At 60.7% G+C, this 21,441-nt stretch carries 23 protein-coding genes and 1 pseudogene; 7 read left to right on the forward strand and 17 right to left on the reverse strand.

The window, feature by feature from the left end; all coding sequences use genetic code 11:
• Positions 1-30: 30 nt before the first annotated feature.
• From ACFPN2_RS12430 to ACFPN2_RS12440, 3 genes and pseudogenes are all read left to right on the forward strand, one after another.
• Entirely contained in the window at positions 31-816 is a 786-nt protein-coding gene (locus ACFPN2_RS12430; RefSeq protein ID WP_380596928.1) for an NYN domain-containing protein, read from the forward strand.
• A 50-nt stretch (positions 817-866) separates the two neighbouring features.
• The gene (locus ACFPN2_RS12435; RefSeq protein WP_380596930.1) at positions 867-2,783 is read left to right on the forward strand and encodes an ATP-binding cassette domain-containing protein; all 1,917 of its coding nucleotides are present in this window, start codon (positions 867-869) and stop codon (positions 2,781-2,783) included.
• Positions 2,784-2,836: 53 nt separating this feature from the next.
• Positions 2,837-3,034 (forward strand): annotated as a pseudogene (locus tag ACFPN2_RS12440) (MFS transporter); the annotation flags it as partial.
• A 9-nt stretch (positions 3,035-3,043) separates the two neighbouring features.
• Here ACFPN2_RS12440 and ACFPN2_RS12445 read toward each other — a convergent pair.
• Positions 3,044-3,661: a TetR/AcrR family transcriptional regulator gene (locus ACFPN2_RS12445; RefSeq protein ID WP_380596932.1), complete on the reverse strand. Its 618-nt coding sequence runs from the start codon at positions 3,659-3,661 to the stop codon at positions 3,044-3,046.
• 170 nt (positions 3,662-3,831) lie between these two features.
• On the opposite strand from ACFPN2_RS12445, the gene ACFPN2_RS12450 reads away from it, so the two are divergent.
• Entirely contained in the window at positions 3,832-4,182 is a 351-nt protein-coding gene (locus ACFPN2_RS12450; protein WP_380596934.1) for an energy transducer TonB, read from the forward strand.
• A 54-nt stretch (positions 4,183-4,236) separates the two neighbouring features.
• On the opposite strand, the gene ACFPN2_RS12455 is transcribed toward ACFPN2_RS12450, so the two are convergent.
• Positions 4,237-5,496, reverse strand: coding sequence for a CaiB/BaiF CoA transferase family protein (locus tag ACFPN2_RS12455; RefSeq protein WP_380596936.1), 1,260 nt, complete (start codon positions 5,494-5,496; stop codon positions 4,237-4,239).
• A 143-nt stretch (positions 5,497-5,639) separates the two neighbouring features.
• On the opposite strand from ACFPN2_RS12455, the gene ACFPN2_RS12460 reads away from it, so the two are divergent.
• Together ACFPN2_RS12460 and ACFPN2_RS12465 are read left to right on the forward strand one after the other, a co-directional pair.
• Positions 5,640-6,104, forward strand: a complete 465-nt coding sequence (locus ACFPN2_RS12460) for a hypothetical protein (protein ID WP_380596938.1) — start codon at positions 5,640-5,642, stop codon at positions 6,102-6,104.
• A gap of 73 nt (positions 6,105-6,177) precedes the next feature.
• On the forward strand, positions 6,178-6,975 hold the full coding sequence (locus tag ACFPN2_RS12465) for a tyrosine-protein phosphatase (RefSeq protein WP_380596940.1): 798 nt from the start codon (positions 6,178-6,180) through the stop codon (positions 6,973-6,975).
• Here the strand turns inward: ACFPN2_RS12465 and ACFPN2_RS12470 are convergent, their stop codons facing one another.
• The 10 genes from ACFPN2_RS12470 to ACFPN2_RS12515 form a co-directional block, all read right to left on the reverse strand.
• Positions 6,976-7,473, reverse strand: coding sequence for a DUF6985 domain-containing protein (locus tag ACFPN2_RS12470; protein ID WP_380596942.1), 498 nt, complete (start codon positions 7,471-7,473; stop codon positions 6,976-6,978).
• Positions 7,470-7,781: a hypothetical protein gene (locus ACFPN2_RS12475; RefSeq protein ID WP_380596944.1), complete on the reverse strand. Its 312-nt coding sequence runs from the start codon at positions 7,779-7,781 to the stop codon at positions 7,470-7,472. The genes ACFPN2_RS12470 and ACFPN2_RS12475 overlap by 4 nt, the downstream gene beginning before the upstream one ends.
• 88 nt (positions 7,782-7,869) lie before the next feature.
• Entirely contained in the window at positions 7,870-8,262 is a 393-nt protein-coding gene (locus ACFPN2_RS12480; RefSeq protein ID WP_380596946.1) for an EthD family reductase, read from the reverse strand.
• 3 nt (positions 8,263-8,265) lie between these two features.
• Positions 8,266-8,769, reverse strand: a complete 504-nt coding sequence (locus ACFPN2_RS12485) for a hypothetical protein (protein WP_380596948.1) — start codon at positions 8,767-8,769, stop codon at positions 8,266-8,268.
• A 34-nt stretch (positions 8,770-8,803) separates the two neighbouring features.
• Positions 8,804-9,139 (reverse strand): YqcC family protein, encoded by a 336-nt coding sequence (locus tag ACFPN2_RS12490; RefSeq protein WP_380596950.1) that lies wholly within the window; start codon positions 9,137-9,139, stop codon positions 8,804-8,806.
• Positions 9,123-9,329 carry a hypothetical protein gene (locus ACFPN2_RS12495; RefSeq protein ID WP_380596952.1) on the reverse strand — a complete coding sequence of 69 codons (207 nt, stop codon included), beginning with the start codon at positions 9,327-9,329 and terminating at the stop codon, positions 9,123-9,125. The genes ACFPN2_RS12490 and ACFPN2_RS12495 overlap by 17 nt, the downstream gene beginning before the upstream one ends.
• 1,254 nt (positions 9,330-10,583) lie before the next feature.
• Complete coding sequence (locus tag ACFPN2_RS12500) at positions 10,584-11,189, reverse strand: hypothetical protein (RefSeq protein WP_380596954.1); 606 nt, start codon at positions 11,187-11,189, stop codon at positions 10,584-10,586.
• A 41-nt stretch (positions 11,190-11,230) separates the two neighbouring features.
• Positions 11,231-11,752, reverse strand: a complete 522-nt coding sequence (locus tag ACFPN2_RS12505) for an SMI1/KNR4 family protein (protein WP_380596956.1) — start codon at positions 11,750-11,752, stop codon at positions 11,231-11,233.
• 81 nt (positions 11,753-11,833) lie between these two features.
• Positions 11,834-13,249, reverse strand: coding sequence for a short-chain fatty acid transporter (locus ACFPN2_RS12510; protein ID WP_380596958.1), 1,416 nt, complete (start codon positions 13,247-13,249; stop codon positions 11,834-11,836).
• Positions 13,250-13,424: 175 nt separating this feature from the next.
• Positions 13,425-16,775, reverse strand: coding sequence for a GH36-type glycosyl hydrolase domain-containing protein (locus ACFPN2_RS12515; protein ID WP_380596960.1), 3,351 nt, complete (start codon positions 16,773-16,775; stop codon positions 13,425-13,427).
• Positions 16,776-16,906: 131 nt separating this feature from the next.
• Here ACFPN2_RS12515 and ACFPN2_RS12520 point away from each other — a divergent pair, with 131 nt between their 5' ends.
• The gene (locus ACFPN2_RS12520) at positions 16,907-17,356 is read left to right on the forward strand and encodes a CBS domain-containing protein (RefSeq protein WP_380596962.1); all 450 of its coding nucleotides are present in this window, start codon (positions 16,907-16,909) and stop codon (positions 17,354-17,356) included.
• A 12-nt stretch (positions 17,357-17,368) separates the two neighbouring features.
• Here ACFPN2_RS12520 and ACFPN2_RS12525 read toward each other — a convergent pair whose 3' ends face one another.
• From ACFPN2_RS12525 to ACFPN2_RS12545, 5 genes are read right to left on the reverse strand one after another with little or no spacing between them, the layout of a single operon-like run.
• Positions 17,369-18,229 (reverse strand): MipA/OmpV family protein, encoded by an 861-nt coding sequence (locus ACFPN2_RS12525; protein ID WP_380596964.1) that lies wholly within the window; start codon positions 18,227-18,229, stop codon positions 17,369-17,371.
• Complete coding sequence (locus ACFPN2_RS12530) at positions 18,230-18,709, reverse strand: glutathione peroxidase (protein WP_380596966.1); 480 nt, start codon at positions 18,707-18,709, stop codon at positions 18,230-18,232.
• Between the two features lie 10 nt (positions 18,710-18,719).
• Complete coding sequence (locus tag ACFPN2_RS12535) at positions 18,720-19,115, reverse strand: hypothetical protein (RefSeq protein ID WP_380596968.1); 396 nt, start codon at positions 19,113-19,115, stop codon at positions 18,720-18,722.
• 2 nt (positions 19,116-19,117) lie between these two features.
• Positions 19,118-20,008, reverse strand: a complete 891-nt coding sequence (locus tag ACFPN2_RS12540; RefSeq protein ID WP_380596969.1) for a peptidylprolyl isomerase — start codon at positions 20,006-20,008, stop codon at positions 19,118-19,120.
• A gap of 51 nt (positions 20,009-20,059) precedes the next feature.
• Positions 20,060-21,364, reverse strand: a complete 1,305-nt coding sequence (locus ACFPN2_RS12545; RefSeq protein WP_380596971.1) for an acyltransferase family protein — start codon at positions 21,362-21,364, stop codon at positions 20,060-20,062.
• Positions 21,365-21,441: the final 77 nt, after the last annotated feature.

Here is a 21,441-nt window from a genome sequence, read left to right on the forward strand (position 1 = left end):
GCCCAAGGGCTTTTCTTTTTCGGCGACTCGATGAGCAAAGTCGCTGTACTTGTTGACCTGGGTTTCTTCCTTCCCCGCTATCGGTCATTGATCGAATGCAAGGCCAGCCCTCAGCACACCGCGGAGGTCGTCGCCACCGCGGTATTTCAAACAGCCGAGCGCCACGTTGCCAGGGAACATGGCGAGCAGCTTTATAGAATCTTTGTCTACGACTGCAAGCCACTCGCCAAGAAGGCTCATAACCCGGTGACAGGCAAGTGCATCGACTTCTCACGCACAGCAATGTTCAGGTTTCGAAACGAGTTGCACCGAGAACTGGTGTGCATGCGGAAGGTCGCGCTACGTTTAGGTGAGCTTGCCGAAGACTCGCAGTGGACCATTCGTCCCGATCCGCTCAAGCGACTACTCAAGAAGGAAATCGGAGTGGAAGATCTCACGGAAGATGACCTGCGCTATGACGCCACTCAGAAGGGAGTCGACATCAAGTTCGGCCTCGACATCGCATCCCTGGCGTACAAGCGCCTTGTCGAGAGGATCGTGTTGATCACTGGCGACTCTGATTTTGTGCCCGCGGCGAAGTTGGCGCGGCGTGAGGGTCTTGATGTTGTACTCGACCCGCTTTGGAATCACATTGCTCACAGCCTGCACGAGCACATCGACGGCCTGAAATCCTTCTGGGTCAAACGTGACGGCCGCGATCAGCATGAGATATCCAAGCGAGGGCAATCCCGGCCGCAGGCGGCAAGAAACCGACCCAGGCGCCCTCGCGATCGCGAGAACGGCCAGTGGAAACGGGCCGACCGTCAAGGCGACTAGCCCGATCTGCTACGATTCCGACCCGGTTTCGCTTCGACCTTGACCTGTCCATGCTTTCCTTCTCCTCCCTCGCCCTCCGGCGCGGTACGCGCCTGCTGATCTCCGATGCGTCCTTTACCGTGTATCGCGGGGAAAAGGTGGGCATCGTGGGGGCAAATGGCTGTGGTAAGTCCAGCTTGCTGTCGCTGGTGCTTGGCGAACTGCAACCTGATGCCGGAAGCGTGGAATACCCGTCGCAACTCGTGGTGGCGCATGTGGCGCAGGAATTGGACGCGACCGACAGGCCGGCGATCGACTTCGTGATGGATGGCGACGAGGAGTTGCGCGAGACCGAGGCGGCGATTGCGCAGGCTGAAGCAAACAACGCGGGCACCAAGCTGGGTGAACTGCACGCACGTTACGCCGCGCTGGGTGGCTACGACGCGCGAAGCAGAGCGGGCAAGTTGATGCACGGTCTGGGCTTCTCGGCGGCGGATGAGACAAGGTCGGTGAACGCCTTCTCCGGCGGCTGGCGAGTACGACTGAACGTCGCGCAGGCACTGATGTGCCGATCCGATCTGCTGCTGCTCGACGAACCCACCAACCACCTCGATCTCGACGCGGTGATCTGGTTGGAACAGTGGCTGCGCAACTATCAAGGCACGCTGCTGATGATCGCGCACGATCGCGAGTTCCTGGATCGCACCGTCGATCGCGTCGTGCACATCGAGAACGGGGCCGCGAAGATCTACACCGGCAATTACTCCGCCTTCGAAGAGCAACGCGCCTCGCAGCTCGCGCAACAGCAGTCGATGTTCGAGCGACAGCAGCGCGAGATCAAGCACATGATGAGCTTCATCGAGCGCTTCAAAGCGAAGGCAAGCAAAGCGAAACAAGCGCAGAGCCGCGTCAAAGCGCTGGAGCGCATGGAGAAGATCGCGCCGGCGCACGTCGACTCGCAATTCGAGTTCACCTTCCTGGCGCCAACGAAACTGCCGCGACCGCTGCTGACGCTGGAGAAACAATCCGTCGGCTACGGCGAGCGTGTCGTGATCGATAACGTGAACATGACCATCGCGCCCGGCAGTCGCATCGCGCTGCTCGGTCGCAACGGCGCCGGTAAATCGACGCTGATGAAATTGCTCGCCGGCGAGCTCACCGCATTCGATGGCAAGCGCACCGAGGCGCGCGATCTGAAGATCGGTTACTTCGCCCAACATCAGCTCGAACAGCTCACCGTCGACGACTCACCGCTCGGCCATCTGAAACGCCTGGGCGGCGAAGCCGCTGCGAAAGCCACCGAACAGGAACTCCGCGGCTTCCTGGGCAGCTTCGGATTCAGCGGCGATCGCGTGTTCGAGCCCGTCGGTCCGTTCTCTGGCGGCGAGAAGGCGCGACTGGTGCTGGCGCTGGTCAGTTACTTGCGACCGAATCTGTTGCTGCTCGACGAGCCCACCAATCATCTCGACCTGGAAATGCGCCAGGCACTGGCGATGGCCTTGCAGGATTACGAAGCCGCGGTCGTACTCGTCTCGCACGATCGTCACTTGTTGCGAGCGGTCGCCGACGAGTTGATCCTTGTCGATCAAGGCCGCGCGCAACCGTTCGACGGCGATCTCGACGACTACGCCAAATGGTTTCAAACCCGCGAAGCAGCTGAGACTTCTTCAGAGGAAGAAGCCCCCGCCGTACTCAGCGCCGAACAAAAGAAACAACGCAAGCGCGAAGAGGCGGAGCGTCGCAATCGACTCAGCCCGCTCAAGGCCGACATCGCGCGCCTGGAAAAGCAGCTTGCGAAGCTGGAGCAGGAACGCACCACCGTCGAAGCCGCGCTCGCCGAGCCCGACATCTATAGTCCCAGCTCCAAGCAAAAGCTACAGGACCTGCTGCAAAAGCAGACCCAGCTGAAACGCGACATCTCCACCGTCGAAACCGACTGGCTCACCGCCAGCGAGAAGCTCGAAGCGGAATTGTCCGCCGGCGACTGACGATTGAACGCCCCGAGCGCCTCGGTCGCGCGCCGCGGGCCCGTGGTCCTACCCGCTACACCTCGATGTCGCTGCCCTATCACTTGGGCAACGGCTGGTTCGGCGGATTTCTGCCGAGCATCGCGTTCGCGACGATCGCGTACACGGGCAATATTTATTCCGGGCTGTGGTACCCGGTCATCGTGTGCGTGATGACGGTCATCGTCGGCACGTTCTTCCTGCGAGAGACGCGCGGCAACGAGGCCGTCTGACCGCGCGTTTTATTTCTTGAGCTGAGCGTCCACCAGAGCGTCCGCGGTCGCCACCAGAAACTGCTGCGGACCGTTCTTGCCCAACGCCTGCGCCGAGGAGAAGGCGCCATCGACGAGCAACAGCAATTGCTCGGTGAGCTCTTCCCGATTGCTCACCCCTTCGATGTTATCGACCAGCCCGCGCAACCGCCGACGCAGCTCCTGCATCTCTTCGAGCGCGAGCACGCGCGCCGGATGCTGAGGGTCGGCGAACTCGACCGTGATATTCATGAACGGACAGCCCCGGAAATGTGAGCTGCTCACGAACCGGACGATGCCATTGAGGTGCGCACGCAGCCGGGCGCGCGGCTCCGGGTCGCTCTGCGCAGCGGTCTTGTCCCAGCCCGCCCAGCGATCCTTCTGCTCCTGTTCGAGCACCGCGACGATCAGCGCGTCCTTGGAGGGGAACCAGCGATAGAGGCTGGTCTTGGCCACGCCGGAGCGTGCGACCACGGTGTCGACCCCCACCGCGCGGGCGCCTTCCTTGTAAAACAGGTCGCGAGCCGTGTTCAAAATCCGGTCCCGGACGCTTTCGGTGGGCGCAGCCACCCCTTCGGTACCCGCGCGCGGTTTCACAGTTGGACTCATGGGCCTCCTCGTTCAACTTGACAGCGCTACAGACCTGTACGTAGCATGAGAACAGACAGGTCTGTAGCGTCACTTACAGTAGCCTCGGCACCCGGCCAGTGCAATCGAAGCTCTCTATGCGACGTTCCACTTGTCGGAATCGACCTACTGCGTTTGTTCCGGAGACGGCAATGAACATGCTCACCACTGGCCTGGCCCTGCTCGCTGTCACGACTGCGATCCCCGTGACCTCCGCGATCTCCGCTTCCTGCGGGATGCGCGTGGTCCATAGCGATACCGACTTTCCCGAGCGCGCACAACTGCGCGGACAGAAGGGAACGGTGCTGATCAATGTAACCCTCGACGCCAACGGTCACGCCACCCGCGCCGACGTGGAGCATTCGAGCGGTTATCTGCTGCTCGACCTCGCCGCCAAACGCAGCGTGCTCGAGAAGTGGCAATTCGATGTGTCCCATTGCACCCACACGTTCCCCGCGACTCACCAGGTCGCAGTGGAATATCGCAACGAGGAGTATCAGTAAAGCATCCCTTGTCTGCCGTCCCGCCCACTGGGACGGCAGAATTTTTTCAGCCAGTTACACGATGCCGGACGCCTGCAGTTGTTCGATCTCGGCCGCAGTCAGTCCGGCATCCGCCAAAACTTCTTGCGTGTGCTGTCCGAGCAACGGCGGCGCCGACTGATAACGCAGCGGCGTTGCCGACATCTTGATCGGATTCGCCACCATCGGCACCGTGCCCGCCTGCGGATGAGGCAGATCGATCCGCATGCCACGACTGCGCACCTGTTCGTGCTCGAACACCTGCGCCAGATTGTTGATACCGCCCACCGGAATGCCCAGCGGCTCGAACAACGAGATCCACTCCGCCACGGTCCGCTGTTTCAACACCGCCGCCAGTAACGGAATCAGCACGTCACGATTGCGCACCCGATCGTCGTTGCGCAGGAAACGCGGATCCTGATGGAACGTCTGGCCCGCAGCCTCGCAGAACTTCGCAAACTGTCCGTCATTGCCCACCGCGACCACGAACTGGCCGTCGGACGCGTCGAACACCTGATACGGCACGATATTGGCGTGCGCATTGCCCATGCGCTTCGGCGCCTTGCCGCCCACCAGATAATTCATATTCATGTTGGCGATCATGGCGACCTGGGAATCCAGTAACGCCATGTCGATGTACTGGCCTTGCCCGGTGAGCGAGCGATGCACGATCGCCGCGAGAATCGCCACGGTCGAATACATGCCGGTGGTGATGTCCGCCACGGCGACGCCGACTTTTTGTGGTCCGCCGCCCGGCAAGTCGTCCTTCTCGCCGGTGATGCTCATCAGGCCGCCCATGGCCTGGATGATGAAGTCGTAACCCGCGACTTGTCGCATCGGCCCGGTCTGACCGAAGCCGGTGATGGAGCAGTAGATGAGGCCGGGATTGATGGCCTTCAATTGCTCATAACCGAGGTTGTAACGGGTGAGATCGCCGGCTTTGTAATTCTCGATCAGCACGTCCGCCCGCGCCGCGAGCTTGCGCGCCACCTCCTGACCTTCGGGCTTGGAGATATCGAGCGTCACGGACTTCTTGCCGCGATTGGCGCCGAGAAAATAGGCGGACTCGCGCGTGTCCTTGCCGTCACGATCCTTCAGATACGGCGGGCCCCAGCTGCGCGTGTCGTCGCCGACGCGAGGCCGCTCGATCTTGATCACTTCGGCGCCCAGATCGGCAAGGATCTGTCCGCACCAGGGCCCCGCGAGCACGCGACTCATGTCGAGCACGCGGATGTGCGACAAGGCGCCCGAACTGTGAGGGGACGACGTATTGGAGCTGGAACTTTCGGGGGGCATACTGCTTCTTAACTTGCATGGTCCTTAGCTTCGGCCGCGCAAACTAATCGCAGGCCGGGCTGTGGATCAAGCGCGTTTCGATCACCAGCAGAGGTCGGTGCCGCACCATGATCCCGTATAACCGGTCTGGTTCGATGGTCTCGATGCTCCTCGTCGGAGCTTTGCTTAGTGGCAGCGGGCTCGCCCAGGAAAACGCCCCAGCCTCAGCCACCGCCGCAACCATCGCTGCCAAACCCGCGCCGCCTCGTAAACCGCTGGATCTGCGGGCACCTCAGATCACGCAGCTGTACACGTCCGAAGAGCTCAACAGAATTTTAGCCACGACGTTCGTTCGTGATGACATCGAAGAAGTCGAGGTGGAAGGCATTCGCGAGCGCCGGCCGACCAACACGCCGAATGTGTGGCCAGGCATCGCGGCCCCGTTCTGGGCGCTGTTCAATCCTTCGCAAGCCTGGCGCATCCTGGCGCCGTTGCCGCCGGATCAAACGCGCGGCCTGGAATACGTGCGCGCCAACGCCACCGATACGTATCTACTTGAACCGGCAGGCGGACCGTCGCCACCGGCAGGCCTGTCCCCGGTCGGAATGCCGTATTCGCCGCCTCACTGACGCTTGTCCGGCATGGTCGAACCGTAACCGTGTCTATGAGACACTGCGGTTCAATCCTCGGTAAGGCGTGTCCATGACTTCATCGGCTTCCGCCGTTCGCGCCGAGCGCGAACGCGTGCTCTCCTTTCAAGGCGGCTGTAACTTTCGAGACATCGGCGGCTATCGCACTCAGCAAGGCACCAGCACCCGCTGGGGCAAGGTATTTCGCACCGGTGTGCTCACCTATTTCACCGAAGACGATCACGCGCCGCTGACTCAACTCCAGGTGCGTGCAATTTGCGACCTGCGTCGCCTGGAAGAACGCGAGCGTGAGCCGACGCGCTGGCCACACGGGATCAATGCACTCTCCTGGGACGACGGCGTCGTGACCCCGACTGTTCGCGGCCTGGCGGCGGATCGGCCTCGGAACGCGGCGGGAATGTTTGACGCGATGGTCGCGTTGTATCGCGCGCTTCCGGAATGGATGGGCCCGCGCATCGGCGGCATGTTCTCCGCGATCGCGAGCGGCGATGTGCCTTTGATCGTTCACTGCGCGGCCGGCAAGGATCGCACCGGCGTCGCCGTGGCGGTGTTGCTACGATCGTTGGGCGTGCCGGAAGAAACCGCGATTCAGGATTATTTGCTGACGAATACCTCGGGCAACTTCGAAGAGTTCATCCGCTCTCGTACCGAGACGCAGCTCGGCGTCACTGACGCGCATAGTCCGCTGCTGTCGATGCCTGAAGACATGCGCCGCGTTCTGTTCAGCGCCGACGCCGCGTTCCTGCACGAAGCGCTCGCGCAGATCGGAGATGTCGAAGCTTATCTGGCGAAGACAGCCGGCGTGACACCGGCCATGCAAGAGAAGGTTCGCGCCGCGCTGCTGGAGTGACTAGTCGCTATCCGTGACCCACGATTGGGGAAGGTGGCCCAGGCGAGCGATTGTTTCCTCATACGAGACCGCCGCATTTCCGTGCTGCAAGGATCGGTACCCATCGCCGGAGTAGCCGAGAAACTGGCCAACGTAAAGTAGTGTGTCGGTACCTTCGACGCACCATTCGTGGTGAAGGTTCTCGTCCCATGCAGGCACGGCGTAGACGACCACAATGTCCGGGCCGAATGGCCGAACTGACTGCAACTCAATGTGGCTCCACACTTGAGACGGGCTCTTGATCACCGGGACCGTAGGCGGCTCAGCCGCAATGTCGTCAATCTTTTGCAGGTAATCCGCAAAGCACGCCCGTTCAATGGCGATTCGCAGACCGTCCGTCCATCTTGGAATGTTCTGTAGGGCCGCCTCCTCGCCACCGATCGCATCTTCTGGATCCCATTTGACTGGAACGCGAGTCAGGACCCAAGGGAAAACAAGGTCTGTCGGGATCGGGTTCATGACGAAATAGACCGCACGCGCGCGAGATAAGATCGAACGACTAACGCTCCCGAAACCAGGCCACTCAGCACCAAGCCCGACAGATAGGCAAAGACCTGCCATCCATTCGCCAAAGTCGCTTCGGCACCCATGACCAGTGCCAGAAGAAGACCAACTACTGCGCTACCTACCGCACCGGCGACGACGAAGACGGCCGCCGCGCGAAACGCCACAGGAGCACTCATGAACAATCGCGCGATCAGGTACGCTAAAAACAGACCAAGCCCCAACGCTACCGTCAGAATCGAAAGAGAGAACAGGGGCCCCATAGCGCTCTAACGCCCACCTTGTGCCGCGAACACAGGCACTGTGCCTGCCGTCTGGCTTGAATAGGTAGCCTGAACAAACATCGCCAGTTCAGTCCAGCTTACAAACCATTCGTGTCACGGTCGTTCCCGCAGTGAAGTTCGGGGTGTCCGCGCGTACCTTTTTTCCTTCGGGCGTATCGAACACAGCGGCCATCTGCTCAGGGCTGTCGAACCACATTTCAAACACTCGATGGAACGCTGGCGGTGAGCCATCCGCTTGCGGCAAACATTTGGCCGCTTCCATTCTGCGCGCACCCTTGATGGCGGCGACCAGTGGCATATGGATGCCGAGGTAATACTTTTCGAATTCCTCGGGGTTCGGTGGATGACCATAGAGCACCATTAGCTTTATTCCACCGGCGCTCGGCGCAGTCGCCGCGGTGCTGACGCCCGCCGCAGCCAGTCCAACGGTGAGCAGCGAGAGAGAAGTTCTGCGATCCATGGATCATCCTTGTGCGGTGGCAGTCACCGCCTTTTCCGTACCGAACGCTCTGCAGGCCGCCCATCCAAGCCACACAAAAAGAGCAAGCACGAGCGCCTGCGTCACGGCGAAGGGGGCTTCCTGCTGAGTGGGCGCCAACTGCGCGAGCGGCGGTGTCTTGGTGAATAGTTGAACGACCAGTACAAAAACATTGAGATAAAGCGCTGTCACGGCCGTCACCACATAGATCGTTCGCCACGAGCCCTCCAACCGTTTCCCGTATCGCGCCACGAGACAGACGGCCAGGACCACGAGCGAGACGGCCCCCACGACGTGGGGCGGCAAGACCTTGGTGAACGGAAAACCGAACCCGGTCACACTGGTTAGAGTCGTGGTCGCGAGGAACAGCGCAGTCCAACCCTCCAACCGCGCGCCGGCCAGCAGCCCGCCGACGACGACCAGCCCTGTGATGATCCCCAGGACGCTGATGACGACATGAACCAACGTAAACACCGAAAGATCGAACATTCTTCTTCTCCCCAAATGTCCAGCCACTCAATCGTCAGACATCCGCGCACCCGCTGTACGCTTCAACGGCTCGATCAAACTCACATAGCAGTGTGATCAAAGCGTTGTAATCGTCTCGACCATCAAAGTTGCGAATCGCGGCAATACCCACCTGGCTCCTGGCCGGCCAGGAATTTGCGCCTGCCGCTTCGTAGGCCCGGGGCAAGAACACCTTTACGAGCCAGTGCTCAAACGGCATCTCCGCCATGCCAAATGCAGAACTGACCGCAACCGCCGGTTGAACCGGACCCTTGAGAAGACCGAGACGCCGCAGCTCCGCTTCGATTCTTTCCAGTTGTAACTCTAATCGACTGTCAGGTCTTTGTGACATTCTTTTCCACGAACATTTCGACAAACTGCATCGGCGTCAACGTCACCTTGTGCTGTTCGGCGATCGCCTGGTTTTTCATCCACAGCTCTCGGATGGCGGTGCGAATATCGGGGCCGAACTGCAATTGTGAAATGACGATTTCCTCCCACGTCCCCGGGCAGCTGTAGATCTGCTGGAGCTTGGGCTCCATTTCACGCAGCCTTGCCTCGCTCGTAGCGTCCAGCTCCCCAATACACTTCAGAACGAATGAGTCCACCAACCTCAACAGAGGCTTTCCTGCGTACCTGTCCGACTGCTGAGGCTTCTTCTTGAAGATATCTAGTAGACCCATGAGGACACCCCGCGACAACCCTGCTGACTCATTTCAAGACTGGACCGACCATCCTCCAGCTGGAGTGCCAACTGTTAAATTCCCGCGACGGCAGACATTTGGCCGCTTCCATTCTGCGTGCATACTTGATGACTGGCGGCATATGGACACCGAGGTACCATTCACCGCGTTGGCTTCCTTGTTTCAGTTAGTGCGACCCGACGAGACACGCTTGAGACACAGCGCCGCCGGTCAGCCGGACCCCGCATCTTCGCGCGCAATCGGTTGCAACTGTTTGTTAGGGCCTCCGGCGGGACACGCGCCGTGTAGCCCAGGCCAATGCTTGCCTTTGGGCAAGGAAAACGACTTTACCACCTCGCCAAACTGAAACCCACGGCGCTCCAGATGCTGGATTATCGATCGCCTCCGCATGCGTAACAACGGCGCGCTGTTCGCAACTCCGCGCGTAGGCCAGTGGCGGTTGAAGTACCCGTTCCAATGAAGGCGCTCGCGCGTAACCACAGATCGAAGATGACAACACAGATCGTCATCCGGCATGCGCCACCATTGCAGCTTCAGCAACTGAAGCGACCTTCCAATCACCGCGTCGACTCCATTGTTTTGTTAGCGCGAGTATGACCTAACGAACAGCGTTAGCAGAACCATGAACAGCCACCAAGCGAACAAACACCAACCAACCGCACCGAAGGTGCGCGTTGCCTTCTCTGCAGCCAACTCCTTGTAGCGGCCTGCGATCTCCGAAGCTGGCCCTGGGAATAGCGCCACTGCCAAGCCGACACCAGGGAACAGGAAGAAAGGCAGGAAGCCTCGAGATCGCTTGCTGCCGAACCAGGCTCTAAATTCATCTGCGCCAAAAAAGACAGTGGCCGCAACGAAGCTAAGCAACAGCACTGCGGCCAAGACGGTGGATGTGCGCCAAAGCCCAGAATCACGACCGAAACCAGCGCCCCATTCATATCTATGCCTGTGCGCGAGTACGGCGCACGGAGCAATCAGCAGTAGCAGCGCGATTACGTTGTCCTCATCTAGCGTCATACCACTAACGCCGCCCATCCCACCCGGAGCGGCCCCAACAATCCTTGTGCCAGACATATTGCTCGGAAAAGTGATCTATCACCGCGTCGGCTCCATTGTTTCGTTAGAGCTCACGAAAATAGAGAACTCTTGCGTTGTCCCGCCCACATTGTTCCACCAGGTCTTCACGCTCAAGACATAGCGCCCTGGCGGCACCTGGAAGTCGAGCTCTGCTGGCGAACTTCCATCGAGCGCCGGACAGTCGATCTTTGTATTCCAGTCGTGGACCGGCCGCCAGCATGAGAAGCTCGGTCCATCGCCCACCGCACAGCGGTCAGGCGTGACACGCCGGAGAGCGCATGATGCTTCTGACGGTGGTCCCAAGCGCGTGTGGAGATTCAATGTCGCTGAGAAGTGCGCGGCAGCCAGCAACGGGCTCCTCGGTGCAACGAACTGAAACGCATCGGCAATGACTCCGCGCCATGAATAATCGCCGTACACGGATTGCTGAGATTGCCCATTGATCGTAAGAATAACTGTCGGCGGCGCTTGCCCGAGAGGTGATTGCGCCTCGATCGCGCTCAGCACTGCGACCGTGAGGGGGATACAAAGTACGATTCCGAGCAGCAGACCATAGCTTCCGGATGGAAGCCGCGCGTCGAATCGAGCGGCAAGATCATCTCCTGTTACATCGAAACGAACCATAGGATTCCTTAACGCTGCCGCTGTGCTGAGAGCAATAGCGCCTAACCATGATCGAACGCATCGTCCGACTCCAGCCCTCTGATGAAGGTTGCGAAATCTGGAGCGACGAACGTTATCGCGTAGTCACGCTCTTGATCCACGTGGACCACGCTCGGTTCGCCTTCCGGGCCGCAGCTTCTGTAGTCGAGACAGAGCATGTCATGCCCCGCAGAGGGACAATCTGCAAAATACACACCGATGCGCGGATAGCCCCACTCAGCGATCCAGAATTCGCTGCCGACGTCCCCGCACAGAGAGGATGGCTTCGCATTGCCAATCGAGAAAATACCCGTAATCGCGATGTGATCTTTGGCCCAGGAGGTAGGTTCGGAGGTTCGATGGCAAGTCCGGGCGGGCGTTCCGCCGTTCTTGGATCTCATGAGCGCGACGTACGCAGCCGACAGCTTGAATCCAAGCGCTCGCTGCACGAGCGCCACCTTCTCCGGCGTTACGGGATCATCCGTGTACTCCTCGTTCGCGTAGTCGGACTCTTCCCAAAAACCTGTCGCATCGAAATCGAGCATGCTGGCGATTCCTGGGCCGTTCCCGGCTAACTATTATTCAGACGACTTAAGTAACGCGATTCAACCGGCAAGAAAAGCGCCTTACGGAATCACAGGCGGCTTATATTCCAGCGTCAGTCCGAACGCCCACAGCAAGAACAGCACCACCGGCACGTGCACGATGAACTGAATCATCGTGAAGCCAATGACGTCTCTGGCGCGCAGCTTCAAGATGCCCAATAGCGGCAGCATCCAGAACGGATTGATCAAATTCGGTAGCGCCTCGGCTGCGTTATAAACCTGAACCGCCCAGCCGAGGTGAACTTTCAGCTCGTTCGCCGCCGCCATCACATAGGGCGCTTCGATGATCCACTTACCGCCGCCCGATGGCACGAAGAATCCGAGCACCGCCGAGTAAATGCCCATCACGACAGGGAATGTCTCGCGTGTCGCGGCCTGAGCGAAGAAGGTCGATAAGTGATGCGCGATGCTCTGCCCGTCACTACCTACCGCGGAGGTGAGAATCGCGGCGATGCCGCCGTAGAACGGGAACTGGATCAACACGCCGCTGACGCCGGACACGCTCTTCGACACTGAATCGAGAAACACGCGAGGTCGCCAGCACAGCAGCAGGCCGAGCATCACAAACAGGAAGTTGTAAGTGTTGAGGCTGGAGATCGCGAGCGCGGCGCCTTTAGTCGCGAACTCTTGAAAGAGCCAGATCGCGCCGAGCGCGGCGATCAACACATTGAGCAACGGGCTGTGCTCCAGCCACTCGCCGGGCCGTGTCGCCTGAGCTGTCGGTTCAATTGTCGGCGTGTCGGCAATGATTCCCAGGCGACGCGCCGTCTGCGCATTCTCCCCACGCGGCGTGGTGAGCCACGCAATCGCTAACGTCACCACGATGAGGATGGCCGTCAACGCGATCGACTGCCAAAGGAAGATCGTCTCAGTGAACGGAATAACGCCCGTAATCTGCAACAGCGCCGGCGGCATGCTGGCGGGATTGGCCTGCAACTGCGCCGCGGACGATGACAAACCCATGGCCCACACTGAGCCCATGCCCAAATAGGCGGCCGCGGCTGCGGCGCGCAGGTCCATATCGAGATCGTCGCGACGAGATAAAGCACGCACCAGCAGGCTGCCGAGGATCATGCTCAATCCCCAATGCAGCATCGAGAACAGCATACTGATGACTGACACCCAACACACGGCGCCCCGCCCCGAGCGGGGGACCGAAGCGAGCTTGTCGATCAATCGAGCAGCGGGAGGGGAGCTGGCGACGACGTAGCCGCCGATGATGATGAAGCTCATCTGCATGGTGAACGGAATCAGGCTCCAGAACCCGTCACCGAACGCCTTCGCCGTCTGTGTCACAGGCGAGCCCAATGCGATGGCCGCGATTGCCACGACGATCACGCCCAGCACGGCGAACACATAGGCGTCCGGAATCCAGCGCTCCGACCAGGCGCAACAGCGCAGGGAAATGCGTTCCAACCAGCCGACGTGTTTGCTCATGACCGATGCCGGCCTCGCGACCGACCCACTGAATTGTTCGTGTTGTGCACGGACTCGCGAGTCCGCGAGCCGTCCCGGCCAGCATCCGCCTGCCGATCCAGCCTACCTTGATTTGCGCAACCAAACGGACAGATCTGTTAGTGGGAAAGCGGGACTATCCCATCTGCCCGCCGATTTAGCCTACCTTGATTTGTATCGTGTTGTCCGCTCGATCCAGCTTGTCGACGAGCAGCGCACGCTCAACCCGAGCCGCCCCCGTGCGATACGGATTGGCATCATGACTGAGCGACATCGCCTGCCCATTCACAATCACCGAGCTGACACCGTGACCCGCGCCAGTAATCTCATAGCTCAACGTCACCGGCTTACCGAACAGTGATATCCGCACCCGCAGCCCATTCAATCCCGCCGGAATCACCGGATCGAACGTAACATCGCACGCCTCGATGCTGAGACCGAGGAATCGCCGAACGATCAACCCCAAACCGATGCCGGCGCCGCTCGAGTACACGCGCCAGCCGCCGTCGAGCGGGACGGTCCCTTGGTTCACGCGATCGTATTCGTCGCTGGCCTGATAACGATCTGCGAACGCCGCGTCGGAGCTGGAGTAATAGCAATTGGCTTGCCTCAAGGTCGCGCTGGGCACGAGGCTCTGAATCCCGATGGGATTGGCCTGACATAGCGCCCGGAAGAAACGATCGGTCTCACCCACTCTCGCCAGCGCCTGCGCATAACGCAAATGCGCGTGCATATACATCAAGCCAATCTCACGACCGAAGAACGTCGCGCTCTCGGCGCGCTGGAAGAAGCGTTGAGGACCGCCGTGATAATTCATGGGGCGATCGAACAGTCGCACGCCATCCGGCCCGCTGAGCTGCAGATCGATCAGACGCAGATGTTGTTGAAGCTGCTCGGCATCGAACAGATCTTCCAGAATGGCATGAATCATCGCCAGCGAGCTGTACCTCACTCCGGTGATGCTGTCGCGAGGATGGAGCAGATAGTTGACATTGCCCTCCTCCTCGAACAGCGCATAGCCGGTGAGCACCCCATCCACCAACAGCACTTTCTGGAAATCGCGCTTGACGTTCGCAGCCCACGTATCGAAGCGCGCCGCTTCCTGCTCACGACCGATGCTTCGCAATGCATGCGCGAGCGTCGTCAACACTTGATGATGAAGCGTCACCGTCCACGCACTACACATGCGCTCGCGCATCGCCGGATCGGCGGGCTGAAGCGCGTCGTTCCAATCGCCGTGACCGTACGCCGCAAGCGCCGTGCCTTCGACAATCCTGCGCTCGATCACTTTCAACGCCCGCTCCACATGCTTCCACAGCGACACCGGCGGCTTCGTATGTCCCGAGGAAAAGAAAGGCACGGGCTCGTCGAGAATCGAGCTGTCGCCGGACGCGATCAAATACTGAGCCAGCGCCAGCAACGGCCAGAACACGATGTCCCCGTGCGAGTCCCCGGCGCGGATGTCACGCTCACGCTCGAAGAACATGAACCACTGTGGCCAATCGCCATCCGACGTCTGCGCCTTCATGACCCGAATCAGCAAGTCGCGAATCGGCTGAAAATTACCCAAGGCCAGCAACATCTCAACCGGCCCTTGCGTGACATCGCGCGTACCCCAGCCGCCGCCCGAGTATTGCTCCAAGCCACGCGGCGACAGGTAGTGCACGAGCGCGTTGTGCTTGAACCAAGGCAGGATCTCGACCAGCTGCTCGACCTGTGCCGATAAAGGACTGCCGGCGGGAGCGTCGATGCCGAGCAACTCAACGAGCTGTTCGCCATGGGGCGTCGGCACATCGTTACTTTCAGTGACGAAATCGCCGCGAAGGACCAGCCCAAAGGCCTTGCTCGCCGAAACCACGGAGCAAACATACGGCTGCTGACGCGACCGCTCATCCTTGAACAGCAACTCATCGCCACCGACGCGCTCCAGCTTCGTGCCTTCGTGCGGCGTGAGAGTGAACGAGCCTTGCGGGAACCGACGCTCCAGCTCACTCCCCTCAGCGGGCTGAATCACAATGGCATCGCCGTCCTGACGCCAGCGCACCGCGCCGAGCACGCTGCCATCGTCACCATTGAGCGCGACATGACTGGAAACCAACCACCGCACCGGCGCACCGGCCAGAACCTCGACACGCAACGTCAGCTCATGCTCGGCGTGCGCTTCGCTGCGAACCTCAATCAAGCCACCGGCATGCTTGTAGAGCCAGCGACACGCGCCCGGTTGAATCTCGAACGCCGAGGGCATATCGAGCAAGCGCCACTGACCCTCCAGCTCAACAAACAACCGCAGGCCATGCGACCGGAACAAGCTCAGATAACTGTGCACCGTCGACAGCAAACGATTGAAGCTGACATGCCCTTGCGTGAGCATGGAATGAAACACGCCGTTCATCCACACCGTCGACGTGAGCCCGAGCTCATCGGGCGTGGCGTGCCGGCCTGACCGAAGCAAATGGCCATGAGGCCGCACGACACGCTGCTCCTTCGCACGCAAGACCACGTGTCGATCAGCGTCGTAGAAGAACGAAAGCACAGCGCCCTGTTCATCGACCTCTTCGTGCCGACGCTTCGCGCTGAACAGCCTACTCAACTCATCCGCTTGCAGATCGAGCGCGCCGAGCAACGGAGCTTCACTGAACAGCGTGGCATTGTTCGATTCATCGCCGCCGGCCGCAGCGAGCTCCGATAACTCCGCCTCCGGCAGCCCGAGCACTTTATCCACCGCATCCAGATCGTCGAGCGACGTCGCCTCCGGATGATCGGCACTGAAGCAGCCAAAGAACCCCGTCGTGGCCCGCTCACCCGGCTTGAGCTCCAACGGCTCATCCTGAATCGCCACCATCGAGTGCTCATGTTGTAACCGCTGGCCCGGCAAGCCCTGCACGACACCGAGCGGCGATCGGCCCGCGCGAGTCGCGAGCCCATGCACCTGCATGGCATCGGTGGCAAAGCTTTGCGCCCGGCGCAACGAGCCAATCGCACTCCACGGATGCTGACCGCCGGCGGCGAGGTTCTGACGAGACGCGATCACATGCCCGTGCTTGGGATGCTTCAACGGCGTGTGGTCGACGTACTGGCTGACATAGAACTCGTTCAGTCGCACGGTGGCATAGGGCGACAGCGCCACGTCCTGCGCGTAGATGACGTCGACTTGCTGAGTGGAGCCTGCAGAATTTTCCAGGCCGATCTGCCAGAACCACGCCGGCGCCGAGCTCGCGAGCCGAAGCTGGACCGTGTAGCGGATACCGGACCATTCGCCGCTCCCCAGCCAACTGTCAGCCGTGCGACGGAATCGCGTTGGACTGCGCGGCCCAAGCAGCTCGATGTACTGCATCGCGTCGGCATTCAGCCGTCGCAGATACAAATTGGCCACGCCGCCTTCCAACTCGTTGCCAATGAACAGATTGACGATGGTGTCGCCGTGGTCCAGGCGCCGCACGGCGCCGTTCTCCAACAGCTCGACCGTCAATCCGGCAGGGCTTTCCAAGCGGGCGGGTGATAGCGGCATCTGCGACTTTCCTGGCGCGTGCGAACAGCAGTGAAATGCGGTGCTCGCAGTGTAGTGCATGCGCTTCCGGGCGCGGAACCGCAGCGGTACTGACGAGTTGCTTTTGGTAGCCCGCCACCGAGGAGACCGCCATGAAAATTCGCGACGCCATGACTCGAGATGTTTGCATGGTCCGTCCGGACCAGACCCTCCGCGAGGCTGCCCACATGATGGCCGAGCTCGACATCGGCGCGCTGCCGGTGCAAGAGAACGACCGACTGGTGGGCATGATCACCGATCGCGACATCGCCGTGCGCGCGGTCGCCGAAGGCTTGGGCTCGGACACTCAGATCCGCGAGGTGATGAGCAGCGAGATCAAGTACTGCTACGACGATCAGGACATCGAGGAAGTCACGCGCAATATGAGCGATCAGCGGCTGCGTCGCTTGCCCGTGATGAATCGGGACAAGCGCCTGGTCGGGATTCTGTCGTTGGGTGACCTGGCCCGGGAAGGCAGCATGCAGGATGACGCGGGCGAAGCGTTGTGTGGAATTTCACGCCCGGGCGGACAGCATTCGCAGACGGCGCAACGTCCTCACTGACAAGATACTAGCTCACTCGGCGACTTCGTCTTCGTCCACATCGACCAGTCGCTTGGACTTGCCGATCATCCAGGCGATGCCGAGGCCGCCGGTGAGATAGTTCTGCTGCCGGACCAGCGGGCTGTCTTCGAACACCGCGTTACTCAGATTGTCGTAGCGCATGTAAGCGCCAACCCAGTAGCCCGGGAAGCGCTTGGAAATGGCCGCAATGAAATGCGTTCCTGAATAACCGCCGCGAGCGTCGTAGGCACGGCGCTCAGCGGTCGCAAAGCGCGGCGCGACGGAATAGAAATATTCGTGATACTGAGCCGCGCCAAACAGCGGCCCGGCGCCGACGCCGAAATTCCAGCCCTCGAAGCCGCCGACATTCTCGATGTCCAGATTCAGGCGCGGCGAGAAATTCCAGCCCAGCGTTTTGGGCGAGCTTTCCAATGTGATCGGCAAACGCAGCGGCATCACCAGATCGAGTTTCATGGTCGTATCGTACGAGCGCCACAGGTGCACATCGAGCGACGGGCCGAACTCCAGCGTCGGTCGCAGATTCGGCATGCCCTGGCGCGCATCGTTGTCGTCGCTGCTCACCGGAATGGTGGCGTTCATGCTGAAGCTCAGCTCGAGATAACGCTTGTCGAACAGCTCGCCACGCAAGCCTTCGCGATCGGCTTTCAGAAACTTGCCGCGATACACGAAATACGGCAGCGGCACCGGATAAGCGTTGACCTCGTCCGAGCCGCGATAGTCCGGAAATGCCATCGCGCCAATGCCAAGCCCTGCTTCCCAGAGCGGCTTCTGCTCGGCCTGCGACGCCAACGGCCACGCAAGGACGGCCAGCGTCGCCATCCAACGCGACGCTGTGTTCCGGATCGAACTCATCTACAGCAATTCCTCGACTTTGGACTTCAGGTCTTCGGGCTTGGTGGTGGGCGCGAACCGATCGACGACCTGACCGTTGCGGTCGATCAGGAACTTGGTGAAGTTCCATTTGATGGCTTCGCTGCCGAGCAGGCCCTTGGCGTTACTCTTCAGCCAGCGATACAGCGGATGGGCCGCATCGCCGTTCACGTCGATTTTCTCGAACATGGGGAAGCTGACGCCATAGTTCTTTTGACAGAAGGCCCCGATTTCGTCGGCGCTGCCCGGCTCCTGCGCGCCGAACTGATTGCAGGGAAAGCCCAGCACGGCCAGGCCCCGGTCGCGATACTGCTTGTAAAGCGCCTCGAGTCCTTCGTACTGCGGCGTGAAGCCGCACTTACTGGCGGTGTTCACCACCAGCAATACCTTGCCCGAGTAGTCGCTCAGCTGAACCGGCTTACCGTCGAGGCTGTTCGCAGAGAAATCATAGACGGTGCTCATGACAGTCCTCCTAACGTTGGATCACCGTGAAGCCGCTCGCAAAGTACGGAGTCTCGGCAAAGCAGTTGGTCGGTACGCCGCGATGCTCCGAGTACTGCAGCCGCATGTCCCGACCGACGTTCTTGGTCAGCTCCTCCGCCAGCTTCGGATCGCGGGTGCTGAAGTGCCAGATCTGCGGCGCCACGCCACCGACGATATACAGCGCCAGTTCGCCCTCGTAGGTCTTGCAGATCCAGCCCTTGCGGGAGAACTTTTGCAGAATGCCGGCGCGCTCGCCTTCGGAGTAGGACCAGTTCAGGGCAAACCAGGTCCACGCGCCGCCCAGCACGATGAGCAGCACCAGCGCCCAGATCAGCAGGCGCCTGAGCCAGCGGCGCGGACGGCGGGAGTCGAAGTCGTCGGCCATGATTATGATTTCTCCTTGCGGACCGGCAGCGGCACGTTACAAACATCGATGCGACCGGCCGGGACCTTGTACCACTCATCCTGCCGATTACGTCGCGACTCCACCAGATCTGTGAACGTTTGCGTATCCGTCCTCAACACCTCGAGCCTGGCACGCTCCGCTTCGGGCACGTCGGCCGCGACCCGAATCTGTGTAATCGGCGTGCGCTCCTCGGGCGTTTGATAGAAGCCCATCGTGCCCTTGCCGCGAGGCATAACCGACAACAGCTCCATGCCCTGCACCACCCGCCCGACCACGGTGATGTTTCGATCGAGCAGTCGTGGAGCAATTCCCGTGGTCACATACAGCTCGGCGCCGCTGCCGCTGTTCACGTCGTTATCGCGACCGGCGCCGACCACGCCGTAGCAATGGACCATCCACGCCGAGCCTTTCGCGGAATCCCGAGCTGCCGCAAAGCCATTCACCCAACCCGTTTGGGCAGCGTAAGTGTCGGGATCGGGCAGCACCGTGAAGTTCAACCCGGCGGCCGGACGCGTGAACTCCGGCGGCAGGGCTGCCTTCGCTTCACCCATGGGCTTCTTGGCGCCCGACTCGCCCCATTGCACCACGTAGTTGTCTTGCGAACGCGTGATGGCCAGACCGTCGAAATACCTGGCGCGAGCCAGCGCCCGAAGATTGGCGGCATGCTTGGGCGCGAAGTCGGGCTGCAACTCGATGACCACACGCCCGCTCGGCAAGTCCATGTACAGCGTGTTGTTCGGATCCAGCGGCCTCCAGTCCGACGGCTTCGATGCCGCCAGCACGTCGGCCATGGTACGGCCGGCGGCCAGCGACGGCGTCGTCGCAATCAATAGAGGCAAGGCGATCGCAGCGACGCGGACGGAGTTGAGCACGGCCAGTTCCTTGTGAGTTCGGCGCGACTATGCATCCGTCCCGGGCCCAAATCAAACCACCGCCGAGCCTCGCTCCGCACTCACGACCGGCTGCGACGGCGCAGCGCGGCGTTTCATTCCGAAAACGAACCGGGTGACACCGAAACGTCGGACGATCAGCTCGTAAAGCAGACCGCAGCTGCCCAGCGTCGCGATCAGCACGGCCCAGTACTTGGTCCACGGGCTCCAGGAGGTTTGCACCACGTAGTAGCCGATGGCGACGATGAGGGTCTGATGCAGGATATAAACCGGGTAGCTCGCGTCGCGCGCCCACCGCAGTAATGGATTGCAGAACGACAGATGGCGATAGCCGTAGCCCAGGAAGGCCATCAAGCACCACCAGGTGAAGATATTGGCGACGAATGCATCCGTCGGTGTGTCGCGATGTATGAGGCCCTGTTCGAACAACACCGTCGCAATGACGTACAGGGCGATGCCGCCAATCGCGAACTGGTGCCGCCGCTCGGCGAACCACTGCCAGCTGCCCTTCGTTGACGCGAGCACGTACCCGTAGACCGTCAACAACAAGTAGTGATTGAAGACGTACCAGTCGTTGATGAGACTGTGCGCTTCCGGAAAGAGTGGCTTGAGGAGCGCTTCATTGATTGCGAGCGGCAGGGCCAGCGCGTACAGCCAAGCCCCTGCGTTTAGTTTGTCCGCTCGGTTCCGCCACCAGATCATCAGGGGTAGGAGCAGTGGGACGTAGACATAGAGATAGACGATGAACCACAGGTGGTGCCAGCTGAAATCGCCTGCGGGATAAGGGCGGAACTGCAGCGTGCGCTCCCAGAAGAATTGCAGGAAGCTGCCGTGCCACTGGCCTTGGAATAACCGCTCGTAGAAGACCTGCGGCGGGACGATCAGGAACATGCCGATGATCAGTGGGAAGACCAGTCGCACGGTTCGCTCTTTCAATAGCTGCGCGCCAGTGCGGCGCTGGAGCGCGAACCACATGCCGGCGCCGGCGATGACGAATAGCAGCGGCATGCGGAGGCGATGTGAGATGTCCATGGGAATCACCAGCGATTCGATGCGCTGATCGTTCATCACATGCCAGCCCCAGCCGACGAAGATCATGCCGGTGTGGAAGAAGAGCAGGACGAAAATGGCAATAACCCGTAACCAATCGAGGAAGTCGTAACGCTCGCCGGCTCGAACAGCCGACGCATGTGATATAGCGCCACCCGGATCTGGGCCGGATGCGAGCGAGGCCGAGCGGCCCGCTTCTGGGCAAGGCAAGCTGAATTCGGGTGAAAGGGTCTTGCTCGGACTGAGCGAGCGCTGACCTTCTTTGCTGACGATCATGACCTGTTCCATGTCGATCTCCCAACGCTACTGCGATGGGGCGATCGTCGCGCGCGGAGCGCAGCGACGCAGCGACTGAGTGGCCACCG

This window comes from Steroidobacter flavus, assembly GCF_042651805.1.
Classification (GTDB): domain Bacteria; phylum Pseudomonadota; class Gammaproteobacteria; order Steroidobacterales; family Steroidobacteraceae; genus Steroidobacter; species Steroidobacter flavus.